Source organism: Pseudomonas mosselii (genome assembly GCF_019823065.1).
GTDB classification, from domain to species: Bacteria; Pseudomonadota; Gammaproteobacteria; order Pseudomonadales; family Pseudomonadaceae; genus Aquipseudomonas; species Aquipseudomonas mosselii.
The window spans coordinates 1,617,228-1,636,089 of the sequence record NZ_CP081966.1 but is presented as its reverse complement, the minus strand read 5'-3'; the positions used below and the strand labels follow the sequence as shown (position 1 = coordinate 1,636,089).

The 18,862-nt window shown below is 56.7% G+C and carries 19 protein-coding genes; all 19 read right to left on the bottom strand.

The features are described 5' to 3' along the window. Positions 1–205: 205 nt before the first annotated feature. A complete protein-coding gene (locus K5H97_RS07335; protein ID WP_028692280.1) occupies positions 206–841 on the bottom strand; it encodes an acetyltransferase in 636 nt (211 codons plus the stop codon). Beyond that, complete coding sequence (locus tag K5H97_RS07330) at positions 838–1,431, bottom strand: sugar transferase (RefSeq protein WP_028692281.1); 594 nt, start codon at positions 1,429–1,431, stop codon at positions 838–840. The genes K5H97_RS07335 and K5H97_RS07330 overlap by 4 nt, the downstream gene beginning before the upstream one ends. Then, complete coding sequence (locus K5H97_RS07325; RefSeq protein ID WP_081791627.1) at positions 1,428–2,657, bottom strand: glycosyltransferase family 4 protein; 1,230 nt, start codon at positions 2,655–2,657, stop codon at positions 1,428–1,430. The genes K5H97_RS07330 and K5H97_RS07325 overlap by 4 nt, the downstream gene beginning before the upstream one ends. Before the next feature lie 16 nt (positions 2,658–2,673). Further along, positions 2,674–4,443 carry a hypothetical protein gene (locus K5H97_RS07320; protein WP_197866344.1) on the bottom strand — a complete coding sequence of 590 codons (1,770 nt, stop codon included), beginning with the start codon at positions 4,441–4,443 and terminating at the stop codon, positions 2,674–2,676. A gap of 234 nt (positions 4,444–4,677) precedes the next feature. Continuing rightward, the gene (locus K5H97_RS07315) at positions 4,678–5,814 is read right to left on the bottom strand and encodes a glycosyltransferase (RefSeq protein ID WP_028692283.1); all 1,137 of its coding nucleotides are present in this window, start codon (positions 5,812–5,814) and stop codon (positions 4,678–4,680) included. Continuing rightward, a complete protein-coding gene (locus K5H97_RS07310) occupies positions 5,811–6,629 on the bottom strand; it encodes a hypothetical protein (RefSeq protein ID WP_155952718.1) in 819 nt (272 codons plus the stop codon). The genes K5H97_RS07315 and K5H97_RS07310 overlap by 4 nt, the downstream gene beginning before the upstream one ends. Beyond that, entirely contained in the window at positions 6,593–8,158 is a 1,566-nt protein-coding gene (gene tnpC / locus K5H97_RS07305; protein WP_028692322.1) for an IS66 family transposase, read from the bottom strand. The genes K5H97_RS07310 and tnpC overlap by 37 nt, the downstream gene beginning before the upstream one ends. Before the next feature lie 19 nt (positions 8,159–8,177). Next, positions 8,178–8,537 carry an IS66 family insertion sequence element accessory protein TnpB gene (gene tnpB, locus K5H97_RS07300; protein WP_003460146.1) on the bottom strand — a complete coding sequence of 120 codons (360 nt, stop codon included), beginning with the start codon at positions 8,535–8,537 and terminating at the stop codon, positions 8,178–8,180. Between the two features lie 51 nt (positions 8,538–8,588). Then, entirely contained in the window at positions 8,589–9,356 is a 768-nt protein-coding gene (locus K5H97_RS07295) for a hypothetical protein (protein WP_155952686.1), read from the bottom strand. Continuing rightward, positions 9,353–9,658 carry a hypothetical protein gene (locus K5H97_RS07290; RefSeq protein WP_028690812.1) on the bottom strand — a complete coding sequence of 102 codons (306 nt, stop codon included), beginning with the start codon at positions 9,656–9,658 and terminating at the stop codon, positions 9,353–9,355. Before K5H97_RS07290 ends, K5H97_RS07295 begins: the two co-directional genes overlap by 4 nt. A 223-nt stretch (positions 9,659–9,881) precedes the next feature. Then, positions 9,882–10,352 carry a polysaccharide biosynthesis protein gene (locus K5H97_RS07285; RefSeq protein ID WP_028690813.1) on the bottom strand — a complete coding sequence of 157 codons (471 nt, stop codon included), beginning with the start codon at positions 10,350–10,352 and terminating at the stop codon, positions 9,882–9,884. Then, the gene (locus tag K5H97_RS07280; RefSeq protein ID WP_028690814.1) at positions 10,339–12,234 is read right to left on the bottom strand and encodes a hypothetical protein; all 1,896 of its coding nucleotides are present in this window, start codon (positions 12,232–12,234) and stop codon (positions 10,339–10,341) included. The genes K5H97_RS07285 and K5H97_RS07280 overlap by 14 nt, the downstream gene beginning before the upstream one ends. Before the next feature lie 23 nt (positions 12,235–12,257). Further along, on the bottom strand, positions 12,258–13,544 hold the full coding sequence (locus K5H97_RS07275; RefSeq protein WP_028690815.1) for a lipopolysaccharide biosynthesis protein: 1,287 nt from the start codon (positions 13,542–13,544) through the stop codon (positions 12,258–12,260). Positions 13,545–13,546: 2 nt separating this feature from the next. Next, a complete protein-coding gene (locus K5H97_RS07270; protein WP_028690816.1) occupies positions 13,547–14,626 on the bottom strand; it encodes a DegT/DnrJ/EryC1/StrS family aminotransferase in 1,080 nt (359 codons plus the stop codon). Next, on the bottom strand, positions 14,623–15,207 hold the full coding sequence (gene wbpD, locus K5H97_RS07265; RefSeq protein WP_028690817.1) for a UDP-2-acetamido-3-amino-2,3-dideoxy-D-glucuronate N-acetyltransferase: 585 nt from the start codon (positions 15,205–15,207) through the stop codon (positions 14,623–14,625). Before wbpD ends, K5H97_RS07270 begins: the two co-directional genes overlap by 4 nt. A gap of 3 nt (positions 15,208–15,210) precedes the next feature. Further along, positions 15,211–16,161 carry a Gfo/Idh/MocA family protein gene (locus K5H97_RS07260; protein WP_028690818.1) on the bottom strand — a complete coding sequence of 317 codons (951 nt, stop codon included), beginning with the start codon at positions 16,159–16,161 and terminating at the stop codon, positions 15,211–15,213. Positions 16,162–16,230: 69 nt separating this feature from the next. Continuing rightward, positions 16,231–17,544, bottom strand: coding sequence for a UDP-N-acetyl-D-glucosamine 6-dehydrogenase (wbpA, locus tag K5H97_RS07255; RefSeq protein ID WP_028690819.1), 1,314 nt, complete (start codon positions 17,542–17,544; stop codon positions 16,231–16,233). Between the two features lie 628 nt (positions 17,545–18,172). Continuing rightward, a complete protein-coding gene (locus K5H97_RS07250) occupies positions 18,173–18,436 on the bottom strand; it encodes a lipopolysaccharide assembly protein LapA domain-containing protein (RefSeq protein ID WP_028690820.1) in 264 nt (87 codons plus the stop codon). A 16-nt stretch (positions 18,437–18,452) separates the two neighbouring features. After that, complete coding sequence (gene ihfB / locus K5H97_RS07245; RefSeq protein WP_028690821.1) at positions 18,453–18,749, bottom strand: integration host factor subunit beta; 297 nt, start codon at positions 18,747–18,749, stop codon at positions 18,453–18,455. Positions 18,750–18,862 lie beyond the last annotated feature (113 nt).

The window sequence follows — 18,862 nt, the reverse complement described above, 5'->3', positions numbered from 1 at the left end:
TCGAAATAGAAGGGCTGCGCACACGCAGCCCCTCGGTTGAATTCCATTGCACATCTCGAAAACCTCGGCAGCCGCGAGCAATCTTGGTGGTCACCTCTGCCGATAGCACTTGCGCGAATGCTTCTCATCCATACATTCAAGAAAGATTGCGCCATGTACGGCATCAACACAAGACGAATCGACAGTGACAGGTATTGCAACGACGCTAGATGACGCTCCTGCCTGCCATGGGCCTGGCGGGGACCCCTACCACGGTCAGTCCGTCCGCAATATCGGCCGTGACTGCCGCGCCTGCCCCCACTGTTACAGACATACCAATTGTGACAAGCTGACGAACACTAGCACCGATGCCAACCCAGCTCAAATCGCCGACCCTGACGCCACCGGCAAGGTGTGCACCGGGGCTGATATGCACACCATCCCCGAGCACGCAGTCATGATCGACACTGCATCCGGTGTTGAGAATGCTGCCAAGCCCGACCCGTGCATCGGCGTTCACAACCGCCCCGGCAAAGATCACCGTCCCCGTGCCGATCAGTGCGTGGCGGCTGACGGTGGCTGCAGGATGTACCAGCGTGCACAACCGGCCACCTGCCGACTCCAGCTCAAGCAGCTTGCGAAAACGGATCGGATTGTTGCCGATGGCCACCACAACGCCGTCGTATTCGTGCAGGCGCTCGCGCAGCAAGGCGCTGTCGCCTGCCACTTGCCAGAAACCGTTGCTTTGACGCTCCGGCCAGGCATCATCGTAGAAATCGACCACCTGCCAACCACAGCATTGCGCGGTATCGGCCACCACCTTGCCATGGCCACTGGCACCGAGGATAGCCAGTCTGTTCACGAGCGTTTTCCCGTGAACTTCGACATGGTCACCTCGCCTGCGCCATTGATCCCCTCGCGGATCACGACCTTCTTCAGGGTGAGGAAGATGATCTTGAAGTCCAACAGCAACGAACGGTTGTCCACATACCAGACGTCCAGATCGAACTTGTCTTCCCAGCTCAAGGCATTGCGACCATTGACCTGAGCCCACCCGCTGATGCCGGGCCGAACCTCATGGCGCCGGTACTGTTCAGGACTGTAGAGCGGCAGGTACTCCATCAGCAAAGGTCGTGGGCCAACCAGGCTCATGTCACCCTTGAGGACATTCCACAACTCCGGCAACTCATCGAGGCTACTGGCACGCAGGAACTTTCCAAAGGGGGTCATGCGCTGCGCGTCCGGCAACGGGTTGCCATCGGCGTCGAACGCATCACGCATGGTACGGAACTTCACCATCTTGAACGGCTTGCCATGCAATCCCGGACGAACCTGGGAAAAGATGACCGGCGACCCCAGACGCCTGCGGATCGCCATCGCAACGAACAGGATGACGGGCGCAAGCACGAGCAGCCCCAGCAGGGCCAGTACGATATCAACCAGGCGTTTCACTTGACATCACCCTGAAACAATATCGACAGATAATTATCAGCCAAGGTCGAGTAGTTTCGGTTCTGCAACAACCATTCGCGCCCGCGCATGCCCATCTGGGCCCGCTCCTGCGCACTTTTCGATTTCATTTCGACAATGGCGCTTACCACGGCACCGACATCGTTCGCCGGCACGAACACACCGCAGTCCGCTTCGTTGATCATCGACGGGTAGCCATTATAGGAAGCCACCACTGGTTTGGCCGCCAGCATGTAGTCGATGACTTTGTTCAACGACTGCCCGTAATCCCAGACCTTCGAGTCGTGCACCGAGAAGTACAGCAGGTCACCTTCGGACAGCACCGACTGGACCATGTTGCGCGGAACCTTTGGCGCAAACACGAGATTGGGAAGATCACCATACTGCTTCTGGTAGCTTTCCCGCAGCGCGCCATCGCCGACGATCACGAACTCGACGTCGGTGTGCTCGCGCATCGCCCTCGCTGTTTCGAAAAACACGTCCAGCGCGTTGGTGATGCCGATGGTACCGGCATGCACCACCTTGAACTTGTCGCTGGCCAGATAGCGCTCGGCATAGTCCGCGGGAACCTCGGCCACATCGTTCAGATGCTCCTGGCTGACACCCATCGGCACGCAGTAAACCGGCCGCTCATGACCCAGCTCCGTCCGCACATGAGCGGCAAGGTTCGGCATGGTCCCCACGATGGCATCGGACTTCCGGTAGGCGAGCCGCTCCAGCCACGACAACCCCCTGACAAACAGGTTGCCGTTGCTGAAGCCGCCCTCCTCCACGATGGTGAGCGGCCATATGTCCCGAACCTCGAACACAAGACGGCACCGGTACTTGAGCCGCATCAACAGGCCATTGACGATGGTCAGCAACGACAGGCTGGAAATGATCACCACATCAGGACGCGGCAACGCACGTTTGTCGAGCCAGAACAGGTTCCATTCGAAATGGAACCAGCTCAGGATCCTGCGCAAGGACTTGGCAACCGAGTACTTCATCGTCTTCAACCAGACGATCTTGACCCCATCGGTATCTTCAACCGTTACCCGGTCCTGCAGCACCGGGAGATCTACCAGGTTGTTGGAGTCCGAGCTGATCACGACGACCTGGTGGCCGGCGCGGCTCATTTCGTCCACCAGGAACCAGCCCCGTCCTCCGGGACTGGTGGCGGTCTTTGGAGAGAAGTACTTCGTTACGTACCAGATCGTCTTGTTCATCTAGGCAAACAGCTCATCAATCTTTGTAAAGGCGAGGAATGGAATTGACGATCTTGATCACCTCGGTGAAGTCCATGCCCAGGGCATCCAAGTACCAACGGATGTTCTGGTAACGCGGGCGGTTTTCCTCACGTACCAGTTCAAGGGCACGCTCACGGGTGATTTCGCCTTCACGTACCTGGTTGCTGCGGAACGTGTCGTGTTCGGAGAAGCCGGCAACAAGGTAGTAGATGTAGTTGTACAGGCCCGCAGTACCGTCACCGATCCGCCAGGTAGTGCTGGTGTCGACCGCCAGCTCCCAACCGTAATCGTTGATCAAGGTGTCGTCGATGGTCTTCTCGTCCCAGCGCCAGTAGTCGAAGATGTGGTAGTAGTCCTTCTTCTCGGTGAAGCTGCGGTAGTACTCGCCCGACAAGGTGTCCCATAGCGAGCTGTTGAAATACCCCGGGCTCTTGAGCATCGCCTTGAAGCGCAGGCTCTGGTACTCCATCTGCTTGCGCCAGCCGTGCATGTAGACCCGCTTTTCTTCGAACGCGGGCGGCACACCGAGGAATCCGGCCTTGAAGTGAGTGACTTCCAGCGGGTTGACGCCCCACAGGTTCAGACTCACGCCGGTCTGCTGCTTGACTGTCTCGATATGACGGAAGAAGTGTTTGTCGCCCGCAGTCAGGATGCTGATCATGCCCAGGTGCGGCGCCTTGAGCCACGCCTTGAGGTTGATGGCGATGTTATGGCGCTTCTTGGCGATATCGTCGGCGACGATGATGTTCTCGACACCCAGCTCGGCACTCATCCGGCTGATGTTACGCCGCCCCAGGTCGGTGACCATACCCCAGTCGTAGGTATAGGTGACCGGGTTCATCTTCAGTTCCTTGACGATCAGGTGCAACCCGTAGCAGCTGTCGCGTCCTCCCGAGAACGGCACGATGCAGTCAGTAACACCCGCACGGCGATAGCCCTCTACCAGATTGAACAGTTCCTCTTTCGGCTTGGGCACGTTGCGAGGACTGTAGTTGTGGCAGTAGTTGCAGACACCTTCGGCATCGAAGGTGATGAACGGCATGGTCTCAGGAAGGATGCAGCGGGTACAACGACGCAGGTTGGGCTGCGGGTAGAGCAATTGCTTTTCTTCGGAGGTGATGAACTGGAAGGGTGGAATCAGGTTGTGAACGCGCTGATTGTTGTCGGACACGCGAATGTCCGAAGCCACCGGCAGATCGATGACTACGGCTTTCTCCCTGACCTGGAGAATGTCGCTGCAGCCAACCTGGGTGAGTGGGAAGCGCTCCGAGGAGAAACAACGCCCGCCCTCCACCGTGCCGACATACAGGCTGCCGTTGTTGGAGAACAGCACGGCCTTGCCCAGGCGCGGCACGACGATCGCGCAGGCGATGACACCGACGCACAGCGCCAGGACCTTCTCCGCCAGGCCTTCAAGCGTGTCGCCTGCTTCTTCCAGATGCTGCTCGGTGATCGCGGCGATCACCTCGCTGTCGATCTCGAGGGTTCGCTTGGGCTTGATGTGATTCCATACATCGGCGTCGTTCACGATGATTCCGTTGTGGATCACGCAAACACCGCCGCGCACGACGGGCTGGTTGTCGGCAAGGCCATTGGTGATCAGCCGGCTGTGGCCGAAGACAAAGGCGGAATCGAAAGGCTTGACCTGCGAGATCAACTTCTTGATGTCGTAGTCGGCCCTGCTCACCTGGTAGCCCGCGCCATCCGCATAGATCAGGCCGCTGGAGTCACGCCCACGCTGCCTGGCATGCAGCGCCAGGGTCATCAGACTTTCCTTGTTGACTTTTTCCTTGCCGATGTAGCCAAAAATTCCACACATATTGCAGCCCGTATTGAATGGTTTTCCCTAGCGATCGCGCTGGGTTGTAATCTGAGCCGGTACGCACTGACCGCTGAGCAACGCCTGGCGCTACGACTGGCTTCCGGAGGGATCTCCCCCTTACACACGCCGCAACGATCTCAAGGCGGCCATGCATGGATTGCGTGCCCACCAGAAAAATCAGTGATTTCGATTTGAAAGGCTTTGCTGGTAAAGCACCACCAGCTTCTGCTCCTGGGCTTGCCAGCTCAGAGGCGTCAGGTCGGAAAACTGGAACGCCACCTGCGAACGCTGGAGCCTCAGGATAGCGTCCCGTATTTCATTGGCCTGCAGTTTACAGCATTCACCCAATCCGTACGTGGCAAGCACAGTGCGAATGTCAGGAAAATCCGAGGCCAACACAGGCACGCCAGCAAAGCAGTATTCGAAGAGTTTGTTGGGAAGGCAATAGTAATCGCTGAGGGAAACATCCTGAACCAGGCACAATCCGAAATCCGCTGACTGCGCGATCGGCACGACCTGCGAATGCGGTACAGCATCGTGTACATGCATATTAGAGTGCTGCGCCGCCAAGCGTTTGAGCTCATCGCTCAACTCGCCATAGCCTAGGAAAACGACATGCGAAGACACCTGCGGATCCTTGAAGGCTTCCGTGAGCAGGTCAATGCCACGACCATGCCCCAGAATTCCGACATAGATGAAAATCTTGCTTTCGTCAGGGATTGAGAATTTCTTGCGCAGGTAATCCTCATCATGAGCTTGTTCCCCGCTGAAAAGCGGCGAGTTGAGGATGACCGCAGACGGCTTTGGGCCAAGGGTTTCCTGGTACCAGCGATCGATTGAAGGGCTGACCACGATCAAGGCGTCAACGAAGCGCCATAGCAGCTTCTCCATGCGCAATGTCAACGTACCTTGCAGTTTGGTCAGCCCATTTCGGTTGGACTCCAACTCATGGGCGTCATAAACCAGTGTTCCACCGACAAGCCATTTCACAATGCACCCCAGCGGCAGGACAAGTATATCGTGACAGTGGATGACGTCTGGACGCTTGCGCACTGCCCGAGGCAGCATTTTAAACACCAGCTCAAGCAGCGTAATGACGTGCCGCAAGGTCCTCGGCACAGATGTCAGCTTCCGCGCCCCCAGGTTGAGCGCGACGATATCTGCGGGAAAGGAAATAGCGGTCTTTTGAGCGCCTTCATCGAGCGCGACTCCCAACCCACTGACGGCATAGCCAGCAGCAGCCAGCGCACCCATTTCCTTGAGTATTCTCGAATCAGACTCAATATCTGTGTGAGTTAAATGAAGAGTTTTCATCGGCTATTTTTCTTGAGCAGTAGGGTGTAGAACGACAACATGAGGAGACCCGCGATCCCACCATGAGACATCAGTACGGTGATATAGTCTGACGACATGAAATTCACACACATTATCAGTACAACACCGACCAGGATTGGAATCAGGCCGCTCCCCATGGAGGATGCCAATCTGGCAAGAATGAGGTCTAGCACAATAATCGCCAGCAGTGCGATTGCCATCCCCATCACCCCCAGGAACGCTGGATAGACAAGGAAAAAACTCGTCGGTGCCGTACTGGTACTGGTTTTATCACCTTCTGCATAGACAGAGCCAAATTTCTGATAGACCAACTCAGGTATGTTTACCGACTCTCCCAGTACGCGCCTGGCAAACGGTAAGGTCTTGAACCCGTCCACGTCTTCGCTTTCGGCATACATGAAGTTCCATACAGAAACCTGGAATGGAATCACCAGCATCCGGTTGAAGATTGCCTGCAGGAAAATCAAACTCCTGTTTTGCGACGCAGCCACCTCCTGCACCTGAACGACTGGCTCCTGTTGTTTTTGCATATACTCTGGCACGGTCACGACACTTTGAGCGGGCACAGTGGCTATGCTCTGAACAGGGGCGATTATCACATCCTGATCTGACGTAACTTTTACATCCTGATCTGACGTGACTTTTACATCCTGATCTGACGTGTCTGTTACACCCTGACCGGAGGATCCAGCAACGCTCTGGCTAGGTGACAACAATGTAACCGCTCCATGAACCCCGTCCTGGCGGACGGTTTTTTTCAGGAAGCAGAGGCAGAAGCTGGCGAGCAGTTCCACGGCAGCAGCGCTTCGTAATCCTCGACGCGGCTCGCCGCTGGCAGGCGTTCAAGGATGTGGCGCAACCAGGCGTAAGGCTCTTGCCCGTTGGCTTTGGCAGTTTCGATCAGGCTGTAGATCTGCGCGCTGGCGGTAGCGCCTTTCGGCGTGTCGCTGAACAGCCAGTTCTTGCGGCCGATGACGAAGGGACGGATGGCGTTCTCGGCGCGGTTGTTGTCGATCGGTAGATGCCCGCCTTCGATGTAGCGCACCAGCCTGCTCCAGTTTCTGGCCAAGTAGTTTACCGCCTTGCCCAGGGCCGTCTGCCCAGCGACCTGCGGTTGGGTTTTGTCCAGCCAGGCCTTGAGTTGGTCGATCAGGGGCTGGCTGCGTTGCTGGCGGACGTCGAGGCGTTCGCTATGGTCAGCGTCCTTCAGGTCACGCTCGATGCCGTAGAGCTTGTTGATCAGGCTCAGCGCCACGTCGGCACGCCCAGTCTTGCCCTTGGGCTGCACCTTTTGGGCTTCGACGAACTTGCGTCGCGCATGCGCCCAGCAGCCCAGGCGTTCGATGCCGTCGCGTGCAGCCACGGCGTTGTAGCCGGCGTAGTCGTCGGTCATCAGGTAGCCGCGGTAGCCATCGAGCAGGCGTAGCGGCACCTCCTGCGCGCGGCTGGCTGTGTAGTCGAAAAGGATCACCGGCTTGTCCGGCGGCCCACCGCTTTGCACCCACATCCAGGATTGTGCCGAGGGGTCGCGCCCCGGTTCATGCAGCACCTGTAAGCGCGTTTCGTCGCAGTGCAGCACGGGGTATTCGAACAGTTTGTCGCGCATCAGGTTGAGCAACGGTTGCAGTTGCTCGCCACTTTGGATCACCCAACGCGCCAGGGTCTGCCGTGGGATGTCGACGCCGTGGCGGCTGAGCATCTTTTCGAAGCGGTACAGCGGAATGCCGTCGGCGTACTTGGTGGTCAGCAGCATCGCCAGCACGCTGGGGCTGGCCAGGCTCTTCTCGATCAGTTGTGCCGGTTTATCGGCGGTGACCGGCGCGGTTTCACAGGCCTTGCAGGCATAGGTCTTGCGGATGTGGCGGATGACCCGCACCTGCATCGGGATGATCTCCAGCTGCTCGCTGGTCTCCTCGCCGATCACCTGCTTGCAGGCACCACAGGCGCAGGCGCGCTCATGCTCGGGTAGCTCATGGATGACTTCCACGCGCGGCAGGTTGGCCGGCAGCGGCTTGCGTTTGCCACGGCGCTTGACCGGCGCAACGACTTCTTCGGCTTCGGCTTCGGCTTCGGCTTCGACTGGCTCGGCGGCCGGCGCTTCGATCAGCTCTTCGACCTCGTTGAACATGGCCAACTGCGGTGAGTCGGCGTCTTCAGAGCTGCGCTCGGACTTGGGCGAGAACAGCTTGTGGCGCAGCAAGGCGACCTGTTCTTGAAGTTGTTCTATGCGAGCATCTTTCGCCGCCGCCTGTTCACTGGCCAGCAGCAGTAAATGCTTCAGCAGGATTGGGTCGTCAGGAAGAGATTCGGGCACGGCGATCATGGCCGTGGATTATACCGGCTCAGGTTACGAAGCGCGGCGTCAGTATCTGGTGCGGACGGTTGCGCCACAGGTCGATGCCGTCGAGCAGCCAGTTCAGTTCGTCGACCGTCAGTTCGATGGCTTCGTCACCCGCATCGGGTTTGGTCTTGAAACGCTCGGCTTCCAGTCGCTTGAGCCACAGGCAGAAGCCATTGCGCTCCCAGTAGAGAATCTTGACCTGGCTGCGCGTGCGATTGAGGAACACGAACAGCACCGGGTTGAACACCTCCACCTTGATGTCCAGCTCGACCAGCGCGGCCAGTCCGTTGATGGATTTGCGGAAGTCGACGGGCTTTGGGTAGAGATAGACCTTCTGCACTTTGGCGTCGGGACGCATCATGACGGAACTCCACGGGAAAATAGGGAGCCCAGCATCCGGGATACGGAGAGGTCAGTTGAAGATGGGGTCTATGGAGCGCATACACAACAATACACCCTGTGAGCATTGCTCCTCCCCCCCCTTGCTTCCACAAAGGCATTCGAGACGCGTACTGATAGGGGTGATATATTTGGAAGGCAATCCCAACGAATAATCCCTAAGGCCAAGGGAGTCTATGAGCTCCTTGCTCTTCTGGCATGTGCCGGCCTTGACTGAACAGGCTGCGAAGTCATAACGCCCCCCCACCACCGATTCGCGTTCCTTCAGCACCTCGAATGTGACAAGCGAGGCCATTACGAACGCCACCGCAAAGCCGCCCATCAGCAGGCGAGAGATCCAGGTCCTGCACCAGAAGAATGCCCCTGCCAACAGCATCAGCATCGAAGAAACCAAGAGTCCTTTGGTGCCGCTGATGAGCACTGCCAAGATCGCCAGGAATCCTATGAAAATAGCGATTATCGCGCGAAGTGGATGATGCGGAACAGAAGCCTTGATCAACCAGATGGAAAGCAACGCTAGCATGGGCGCTACAGTGTTTACGTATGCACCCAAAGCATAGGTTGAGATAGATGTACCAATAAGTTTTACACTAAACTCACGAGCCAACAACGTCATCCAAGGATCGTAAAGCAGTGCGTAAAGCCCACTGCACTCCCACGACACCCTCCACAAATAAACAGACACCAAGGCGGCACCAGCGAGCGCCGTGAATAAGTAAACCCCGTTCACTGCCATAGGGAACTCGGAGCCTTCGGCCTTGAAGTCGAAGCGACTGCTCACCCCCCCCACGCCACAAGCGCCACTGCACCGCCATTGACGACCAATGCATACGCCCAGGGTTCAGCGAGGGCCATGTCCAACTGCACGGAAAAAATCACCAGAGGCACCTGGTAAAATACGCAAACGAACAAAGCAAAGCAAAACGACAACCGCGCAAGGATGTACTTGTTCTTCGAAAATCTGAACGCACAGGTAGTCAGAACAAACAAGGTGCACACCACATTGAAGGCCCAGAAACCGGAGAACACCGGCTTCATGACATTCAATTGAGTGAGCATTATTGTGTAGTCAGCAGTTTCCATAACCCCTACCACCGGCACCTCTCCTTAGAATCAGCCGCCAGAATTCATATTTTTATCTCAGCGCCGACCACACAAAACCTAACGTGCCAGCAACGCCCCCATCCTAACATCATCGCCAAAATGGCAAAGTGCAAAAATATCGCGTAAGCGACGGGGAATACCCCCTCACTTCAGCGACACACCAACCGGACTGCTGCCTCAGCACAACCACCTCCTCCCTGACTCAAACAACATGCGATCCCTTTGCTGCCTGAAACCGAATGAAATAATGCAACATAAAGAACACCAAGACCGATGCAATTGCACCTGCCCCACGCCAATCCTCTCCGAACACAAAGCCAAAAATGGAAGGACCAAGCATGAAAACAGCTATCATTGGCAGGAATGCAAACACAAGCAGTTGCCGGAAAGAAGCGATGAATATATCTATACACTCACCTTTCCCCGCATACTGCTCGGCGGCCTCCCGCCCATAGACATCACCAATGGCATTGGCAAACAGACCCATTAGCGCAATCGTTGTCCACTGGGCAAGCGAGTAAAGGCCCGCGAAAACCGAGCCATAAAATACTGTAAGCAGCAGCTGCAGTTCGTTAACGCCTGCGCTCATCAACTGCCCAGGCACCACGAATTTTGGGCAACCGACGCCGACCACACGTCCATCTGCATTCAGTGAGCGCTCAACGTGCTGCATGCCTAAAACTCAATGCCATGTCGGACAATGCCCAGACCTGAGCCTGAATCTGCCACGCCTGCGTACTTCTTGAAAAGCGCCTGGAGACCATCGGTTCAAGAACCGCCGGCGACCCCATCTGATAGAAAGCCTCATTCACAGAAGGCAGAAGCATCCCTTGAGAGACGAGGTCTTTCAAATGATCAACTTTGCCCTTTTCAATAGCAGACTGACGCTTCTGCGCGAGCCTTAATAATGCCATTGCATCCATGCTTCTATAAGTAATGTGGGCAACATCCAAGCCCGCGCTATTCCCCGCCCAGTCTGGTGTATTCACAGACCCGCCATTCGAATAGCCCCACCCGGACTGCCCCTCAAACCCCCAATAACGCCACACCCGCGGAGACTCAGAGAATCTTTCCAGTTCTTGTAATGGCTGCATCAATGTCCTGACGAAATCAACACTACTCTCATCATCAGTAACAGCCAACAGGCCACTGGCGTAACCTGAAACATAATTGAAGGGGACATTGACGCCATCCGCCCAGAAAGGGTAACCCTGACGATAACCTAGCGTCTTACAAGCACTTAAGCCCGGCAAGCGGCAGTCAACAGGGTGTTCAACCGTGTGCTCAAATGTCAGCAACTCTGATTTAATTTTTGCCAAGGCTCGCTGTACCGATGGCGCTCCCATCTTCTGACTATCTGCTCGCGCCAAAAGATCAGCAACCCGCCCGAGATGCAAGGCAAACATCAGCGGTTCTCTATCCAACGAGTAGCGCTTCACCCTGTAACCCGGCAGGTCAATATCTGCAAGCCGCGCAATCAGATCGACTTCCGCACTGACCCTTCGACGAGCATAATCCTCCAACTCCGGACTGGAGAACCCCAACCCGCCCTGCGCCACCGAAATCAGACCACTCAAGTAATAAACCTGATTCCAGGCGATACGACCCTCTTGATTGTTATCGCCAAAATCAATCAACCCTCCGTTTCGCATACGTGAAAGCTCGTAACGCAGCAACGCCTGCAAACCTTCTACGCTGTTCGCGTTCTCCCAAGAGGGACTGCCTTTATTGACCACCAGCGCATAGGGAACTCCGCCCCCCGATAGAGGCTCGACAACTGCACCAGTCGAAGTCAGCTTCGCAAGAAAGAACTCTGCATGATCCTCGGTGATTTTACCGTCGATGCGGTCATCCCAGGTTTTGCGTACAAGCCCGTATGCGGAGTCCGCGTCGAATGCAACCTCAACGAATTCGTGTCCGGCCAGTGCATCCAGGGACCAGGCGCTAACCGCTCCGCCACTGCCGATGTCTGCACAACTACGCTCAGCGCAGAGCGTTATAGTAGAGTTCCGGATACGGCCGTAGACGATGGAGTCGAGCCCTCCTCCAAGATCAACACCAGTAGCAATCGCACGGGGCTCTCCCTGGGTGCCCGGTTGAATTTCATACACATCGAAACCAGGCTGGGTGACCGAGAGGCTTCGCCCAGAAGGCACATTGCGCACCACATCGTACCCGACCAGGAACAATCGCCCAGGCACCGACATGACCAGCATAGGAAAGGTGTCTCGGCGCCACCCATTGGAAATATTTAAACGCTTATACTCCCCTGCCTCGCGCCTGAACACCTCCAACTGCCCGCTTGGGTACAGACGGTACACCTGCCAGTCATTTTCTTCAAAAATCTTGACACCGACCTTGCCAGCACCTGCATTCGGCAACGGAACCAGTAGACTGGAAAAATCGACCTTATCCTGCGCCCCGACACGCTGCAGCCAAACAGATGCAGGGGCATCTGCCTCGTGATCAAAATCGACAAATTTCGCCACAGCGAAGGCCATGCTGGCAACAGCGATTATCAGCCCCCACAGCCGCCACCCATAACTAATTCGCATAGTCTTCCTTCAAAATAATTGACCTACCGCCGGCCTTTTGCAGCTTTATACTGAAAATACGAGTGAACCAGATACAACAGCGAAAAGGCGCAAACATGCGTAGTGATCGCGACCATGTAGCCAACACCCAAGCGATCGCACACATAAAACACCAGTCCAGCGGCTACCAGCCTTGCGAACTGCCAGAGCGAGTCCAGATGCAACCACCCGGGGAGCAGTACGGTACTACTTAGCGGCGAGGACAGCGTCTGGAAAAACACCAAAACGGAAAGCAGCGACGCAATTTCCCCAGCCGACCGCCAAGCGTCACCAAAAACGAAGGCAAACAACCAAGGCCCGAGCATTAGCACCGGCAGCATTGGCAGAAACGCAAACAATACAAGTCGCTTTAGTGAGCCGAGAAAAATATCGAGGCATTCACCTTGACTGGCATATTGATCCGCCGCCTTCTGGCGGTAAACATCACCAATGGCGTTGGCAACCAGACTCAAAGGTGCAGCCATCACGCGCTGGGCCAACGAGTAGAAGCCTGCGATACCTGCCCCGAAAAAGACGGTCAACAACAACAGCGGCATTTCTGTCGCCCCAACACTCATGGCCTGACCTGGCACCATGTATTTGGGGTAACCAATGTGCCTGCGAGCGACGCATTTCATGCGCTTTAAGCTGACGCGTCGAAACATCCCGCGCTCGATGGGAGGGAGCGATTTGGCCAGGAACAACGTTGACAATAACTGGCCGAGCAGCTGCCCCATTATCAACCCGAGCAAGCCTAGCCTGGACACACCGGCGGCCAATTGCATGGCACTACTGGCCCCACTCTGCACAACCCGGCTGATCGCCATGCTTCTGTAACGGGAGCGACGGTTTGCCCAAAAATTCAAGGCGTAATAGCAACCAAGGATCAGGGTTGCCAAAGGCACCAAGTAAAGCCATGAACGGACTTCAGGATGCCCCAGCAAACTGACTATTGGCTCACTCCAAGCCAGAAGAATACACAGTAAAATGACACTGACCACCAGACTTGAAAGCATGGTGACTGCGGCAAGGTTGATAGCCTCGCCATCCCGTCGAGGAACAACGATCGCGAGCTCGTACTTACCCGTGACCAATACAGCGAGAATGGCGCAGATGGAGCCATACAAAGCAAAAACGCCGAACTCCTGAGGCGTGTACAGCCTGGTAAGAATCGGCGAGAGTGCAATCGGCAGCGCTTGCGCCAACCCGGTCCCCGTCATTAGCGTCATCACGCTTTTGGCGAAGTTACTTTGAGGCAGAATTCGCCGAATCGCCTTGTGTAAAGCTTGCATAATCAGCCGGCCAAGACTGCCACGATGTTCTGCTGATCCTCAATGGCCAGGTAGGGGTGCATGGGCAAGCTCATTACGCGCTGAGCAACTGCATCGCCAACGGGCACTTGAGCACCTGCATCAGCCACAGCTGGCTGCTTGTTCAGCGGAATAGGATAATGTACGGCTGTTGGCACGCCCCCAGCCTTCAAAATCTGCTGCACAGAATCTCGCGACTCCACTTGCACGGTATATTGAGCCCAAGCACTGACATTATGCTGCTCTACATACGGAGCAGCGATACCGGCCCCCTCAAGCAGACGCGCATAGTTTTGCGCCACTTGCTGACGCTGCTTGAGCTCCTCCTCGAAGATCTCCAGCTTGGGCAGCAGAATCGCCGCCTGCAACGTATCCAACCGGCTGTTCACCCCGACCCGGATGTGGTGATAGCGTCGATCCTGACCATGCCGGGCAATCTGCCGCAGCACAACCGCCAGCTCGTCATCATTGGTGAAGATCGCCCCACCATCGCCGTAGCAACCCAGCGGCTTGCTCGGGAAGAAACTGGTGCAGGAAATCGTGGTCAGGTTGCAGGAGCGCTTTCCTTTGTAGGTTGCGCCAAAACTCTGCGCCGCATCCTCGATCACAGGAATACCGTGCCGGGCGGCAATCGCGTTGATCGCGTCGAAGTCCGCGCACTGGCCGTACAGCGACACCGGAATGATGGCCTTGGTGCGCGGCGTTATCGCCGCCTCGAGCAACTGCGGGTCCAAGTTGTACGTGCGCGGATCGACATCCACGTACACCGGCTTGGCCCCCAGCAGTGCGACCGTTTCGGCAGTCGCGATGTAGGTGAAGCCGGGCGTGATTACCTCATCGCCCGGGCCGATCCCCAACGCCATCTGCGCAATCTGCAGCGCGTCGGTACCGTTGGCGACACTGATGCAGTGTTTCGCGCCAACGAACGCGGCCAGCTTATCTTCAAGTTCCGCCACTTCCGGGCCAAGGATGTACTGGCCGTGCGCAAGTACGCGTGAGATGCCTGCGTCGATCTTCTCGCGAAGCAGCGACTGCTGGGTCTTAAGGTCGATGAACTCGATCACTGAATGCTCTCCTTGCTCAACGTGCGGCCATTGAGGACATAGTACGCCCCCGTGTGAATGCACACAGCGCGGCCGGTGCCCTCCAGGGGCAACTCCAGCTGTTCGCCAAATTCGCTCATCCAGCCGATCTGGCGCGCAGGCACGCCAACCATCAGGGCATAAGCGGGCACGTCCTTGTTGATAACAGCGCCGGCACCGACAAAGGCAAATTCGCCGATGGTGACACCACAGACGATGGTGCAGTTGGCACCCAGCGTCGCGCCGCGCTTGACCCGCGTATCGCGGTACTCATCCTTGCGCTCGACCAGCGAACGCGGGTTGTAGACATTGGTGAACACCATGCTGGGGCCGCAGAACACCCCCTCCTCCAGAGTCACGTTGTCATAGACCGACACGTTGTTCTGGACCTTGCAATGATCACCAATCACGACCTTGTTGCCAACGAACACGTTCTGTCCGAGCGACACGCCCGCACCGATGCGCGCACCGCCGCAGACATGAACGAAATGCCAGACACGCGACCCGTCACCGATCTGGGCGCCCTCGTCGACGATGGCGCTTGAATGCTGGAAGTAGCTCATGATTCAACCCAACAGCCGTGCCAGGATGGGATGACCTTCGCCATTGCTCGCAACCACTGGAGCCATGGTGCGAATGGTCTCGACGGTTTCCACGCAATGACGGGCGTCCTCGATACCGTAGCCCTTGCCGTCGAGAATGGCCTGGTAGCTGACGGTATGCAGGTCGGTGAAGCCTTCGGAGAACTCGATCTCGGCACCGTCGCAGGTGATCGAGCGATAGGTTGGCTTCTTGCCCTTGACCGAGTCAGGCAGGTCGTTGGCGTCGATGGACAGGAACCAACGCACACGGGCGTTTTCGTACTCCAGGTAGCCGGCTGCCTTGGACTCGTTGGCGAAGTGGACGACATTGCGCTGCAGCTTGCCGAAGATGAAGTGCAGCATGTCGTAGAAATGCACACCGATATTGGTGGCCACACCGAAGGATTTGCGCGGATCACCCTTCCAGCTCTCCATGTACCACTTGCCGCGGCTGGTGATATAGGTGAGTTCGACGTCATGCTTGTGCGGCTGAGCGCTGCCCTGCACCTGCTGCTTGAGGTCGATGATCGCCTTGTGATGGCGAAGCTGCAGGATATTCCACAGGCGCTTGCCGGTTTCGCGCTCGGTCAGTGCCAGGTCATCGAGCATCGCGGCACTGGGCACCAGCGGCTTTTCGCAGATCACATCACAACCCAGGCGCAGCCCGGCGGTGATGTGCGGATGGTGCAGATGGTTGGGCGAGCAGATCGAGACGATGTCCAGCGCTTGCGCCGGATCGCGTTTCAGGCGCCAGGCATGATCATAGAAGCGCTCGAACTCGGTGAAGAACTCGCTCTGTGGCGACAGGCTGTCGATGATACCGACCGAATCATTGATGTCGTAGGCACTGACCAGTTCGTTACCGGTATCTTTGATGGCGCGCATGTGGCGCGGCGCGATGTAGCCCGCGGCACCGACTAAGGCAAAACGTTTCATGGCAGATCTCGAGAAGACGGTTGAGCAGAGCGGAGACGCCCGGCAATTCGCCGGGCGTCTCCAATCGGATTAGGCCTTGATGATGTTCGCCGCCGGTGTACGGTACTTACCGCGGCTGTCGACCAGCAGTCGGGCATTGGCCTGGACCAGGGCGTAATCGAACTTGTCATGATCGGTTGCCAGTACCACCGCATCGAAGGTGGCGACGTTGGCGGCGGTCAGCGGCTCGCTGGACAGATCGAAGTGGTGCTCGCGCATTTCCGGGAAAGTGGGCACATGCGGATCGCTGTAGGCCACCACGGCGCCCTTGTCCTCAAGCAGCTCCATGATCTCGACCGAGGGCGACTCACGCATATCATCCACGTTCTTCTTGTAGGCGATGCCCAGAACCAGCACACGGCTGCCCTTGAGCGCCTTGCCTTGCTCGTTGAGGCCGTTCACCAGCTTGCCGACAACGTACTCCGGCATGGCCTTGTTGATCTCGCCCGACAACTCGATGAAGCGGGTATGCAGACCGTATTCGCGAGCCTTCCAGGTCAGGTAGAACGGATCGATTGGAATGCAGTGACCACCCAGGCCAGGCCCCGGGTAGTAGGCGGTAAAGCCGAATGGCTTGGTGGCGGCGGCATCGACCACTTCGAAGATATCGATACCCATGCGGTCGGCAACGATTTTCATTTCGTTGACCAGGCCGATGTTGACCGCGCGGTGAATGTTTTCCAGCAGCTTGGTGAGTTCGGCTGCCTTGGTGGAACTGACCTGTACGACCTGATCTATCGCCTGCTCGTACAATGCAACGCCCACGCGCAGGCAGTTCGGCGTGTGCCCGCCAATGACCTTCGGAATGGTGCGGGTCTCGAAGTTGGGGTTGCCCGGATCTTCGCGTTCAGGGGAATAGACGAGGAAGATATCCTCGCCCACCTTCAGACCACCCTCCTGTACCCGAGGCAGCAGTTCTTCCTCGGTTGTACCTGGGTAAGTGGTGCTTTCCAGCGAAACGACCTGACCGGCACGCAGGTACGGCTTGATTGCGTTAGTGGTGTCGATCACGAAACTCAGGTCCGGTTCGCGATATTTGTTGAGCGGCGTAGGAACGCACAGGATCAACGCATCACATTCGCTGACACGGGTAAAGTCGGCAGTTGCTTCGAAACCGCTGGCACGCGCCTGGGCGACGCTGTCGTGCGAAATATGTTCGATATCACTCTGGCCTGCATTGAGCATATCAACTTTTACGGTATTGATATCAATACCCAGCACACGATAGCCGATGGCGTTATAACGCAACATCAGCGGCAGGCCAACATACCCCAGACCCACGATACCAATGATGGCTTCCTTACTTTTGAATCTCTCGATACTGGCTTGGGTCTGATCAAACATGCATAGCTCCGATAATGCAGCTTTAACTTTTGCCGCTCACGCCCGGACTCCAGCCCAGGCACAGTTTCTGACATCTTACGAATAGTAATGGATCGAGCCCCGATAGCATAGCCCCGAGCAGGCCTCCAGGGACCGCCGGACGCCCAACAGACCGAACCCCTGCAGCCATCAGAATAACATCATAGCACCTCCAACCCCCGCAAACAGGCGAGCAGAGAGACACATGAAAGAATGAGTGAGCGCGACAAGTCTTGTTGATAGCCGCCAAAAATCTACAGAACGCCTGAGAGTCGAATCCCGAAAAACGGACGCCGGGAATCACGAAATATCGTTAGGCAACTACTCATCTAATAGCTAGGAAACTAGCACACAGCGCGCGACCACCCAGACCACGAACAAGCAACGGCAACATTGAAACATCTATCGAGTAACAGAGTCGCAAAGGCTATCGCCAACATTCAGAAAATGGACCAGGCGTGAAACGAGCAACTTCGTAATGCCGACCACCACACCATCCGAATACATATCGGAACATGCAGATCAGCGCCAATCAAATAGCCGCCGTGAGCAACGATCAATCGAGATCGAGCAATAGACCAACCCACACCGCGTCGTCACCGCAGATGCACTAACCTTTGGTTGAGACTGCTTGTCGGATCGAGGCCCGAATCCTGCGCTTGCCACGCGCCATGCCGTACGCCCCCAGCAGAGGCCCGATTGCCAGCCCGACAACCAGCGCCACCAACACCAATACAGCGACAGGCAAAGGCGGAGCAGTCCAGCCGAACATCACCAATGAAACCGCCTGCTGATTTTCCAGCACGAAGAACAACACCACAGCCGCCAGCAGCAGCACGAACAGCGCCGCCAGGGCGCGCTTGAGGTTACGCATCAGACTGCTCCTTCACTCAATGGGGCTCGTGCTCTTCTTCATTAACCCGATCTCGCAGCTCCTTGCCGGGCTTGAAGTGCGGCACGTACTTGCCTTCGAGGCTGACCGACTGGCCGGTCTTGGGATTGCGCCCTACCCGCGGTGCGCGGTAGTGCAGGGAAAAGCTGCCAAAGCCACGGATCTCGATGCGATCCCCGGTCGCCAGGCACTGCGACATCTGCTCAAGCATGGTCTTGATGGCCAGCTCGACGTCCTTGGACGAGAGCAGCCCCTGATGGGTGACAATTCGTTCGATCAGCTCCGACTTCGTCATATTTTTCCCTTCGTTATCAAGCAGCTAGATCATTGCTTAATCAGTTTGTAGCACGCCCCGGCGGATTTGAACAGTGTGGTTCTTGACTAAACAAAAAAATTCAAGATAAGACG

What these genes read in the sequence shown, in the direction of transcription:
- K5H97_RS07325 (WP_081791627.1), bottom strand. Translation starts at nt 2,657, where the DNA reads ATGAACAAGACGATCTGGTACGTAACGAAGTACTTCTCTCCAAAGACC.
- K5H97_RS07320 (WP_197866344.1), bottom strand. Translation starts at nt 4,443, where the DNA reads ATGACCCTGGCGCTGCATGCCAGGCAGCGTGGGCGTGACTCCAGCGGC.
- K5H97_RS07315 (WP_028692283.1), bottom strand. Translation starts at nt 5,814, where the DNA reads ATGAAAACTCTTCATTTAACTCACACAGATATTGAGTCTGATTCGAGA.
- tnpC (WP_028692322.1), bottom strand. Translation starts at nt 8,158, where the DNA reads ATGATCGCCGTGCCCGAATCTCTTCCTGACGACCCAATCCTGCTGAAG.
- tnpB (WP_003460146.1), bottom strand. Translation starts at nt 8,537, where the DNA reads ATGATGCGTCCCGACGCCAAAGTGCAGAAGGTCTATCTCTACCCAAAG.
- K5H97_RS07290 (WP_028690812.1), bottom strand. Translation starts at nt 9,658, where the DNA reads ATGGAAACTGCTGACTACACAATAATGCTCACTCAATTGAATGTCATG.
- K5H97_RS07285 (WP_028690813.1), bottom strand. Translation starts at nt 10,352, where the DNA reads ATGCAGCACGTTGAGCGCTCACTGAATGCAGATGGACGTGTGGTCGGC.
- K5H97_RS07280 (WP_028690814.1), bottom strand. Translation starts at nt 12,234, where the DNA reads ATGCGAATTAGTTATGGGTGGCGGCTGTGGGGGCTGATAATCGCTGTT.
- K5H97_RS07275 (WP_028690815.1), bottom strand. Translation starts at nt 13,544, where the DNA reads ATGCAAGCTTTACACAAGGCGATTCGGCGAATTCTGCCTCAAAGTAAC.
- wbpD (WP_028690817.1), bottom strand. Translation starts at nt 15,207, where the DNA reads ATGAGCTACTTCCAGCATTCAAGCGCCATCGTCGACGAGGGCGCCCAG.
- K5H97_RS07260 (WP_028690818.1), bottom strand. Translation starts at nt 16,161, where the DNA reads ATGAAACGTTTTGCCTTAGTCGGTGCCGCGGGCTACATCGCGCCGCGC.
- wbpA (WP_028690819.1), bottom strand. Translation starts at nt 17,544, where the DNA reads ATGTTTGATCAGACCCAAGCCAGTATCGAGAGATTCAAAAGTAAGGAA.
- K5H97_RS07250 (WP_028690820.1), bottom strand. Translation starts at nt 18,436, where the DNA reads ATGCGTAACCTCAAGCGCGCCCTGGCGGCGCTGTTCGTGCTGCTGCTG.
- ihfB (WP_028690821.1), bottom strand. Translation starts at nt 18,749, where the DNA reads ATGACGAAGTCGGAGCTGATCGAACGAATTGTCACCCATCAGGGGCTG.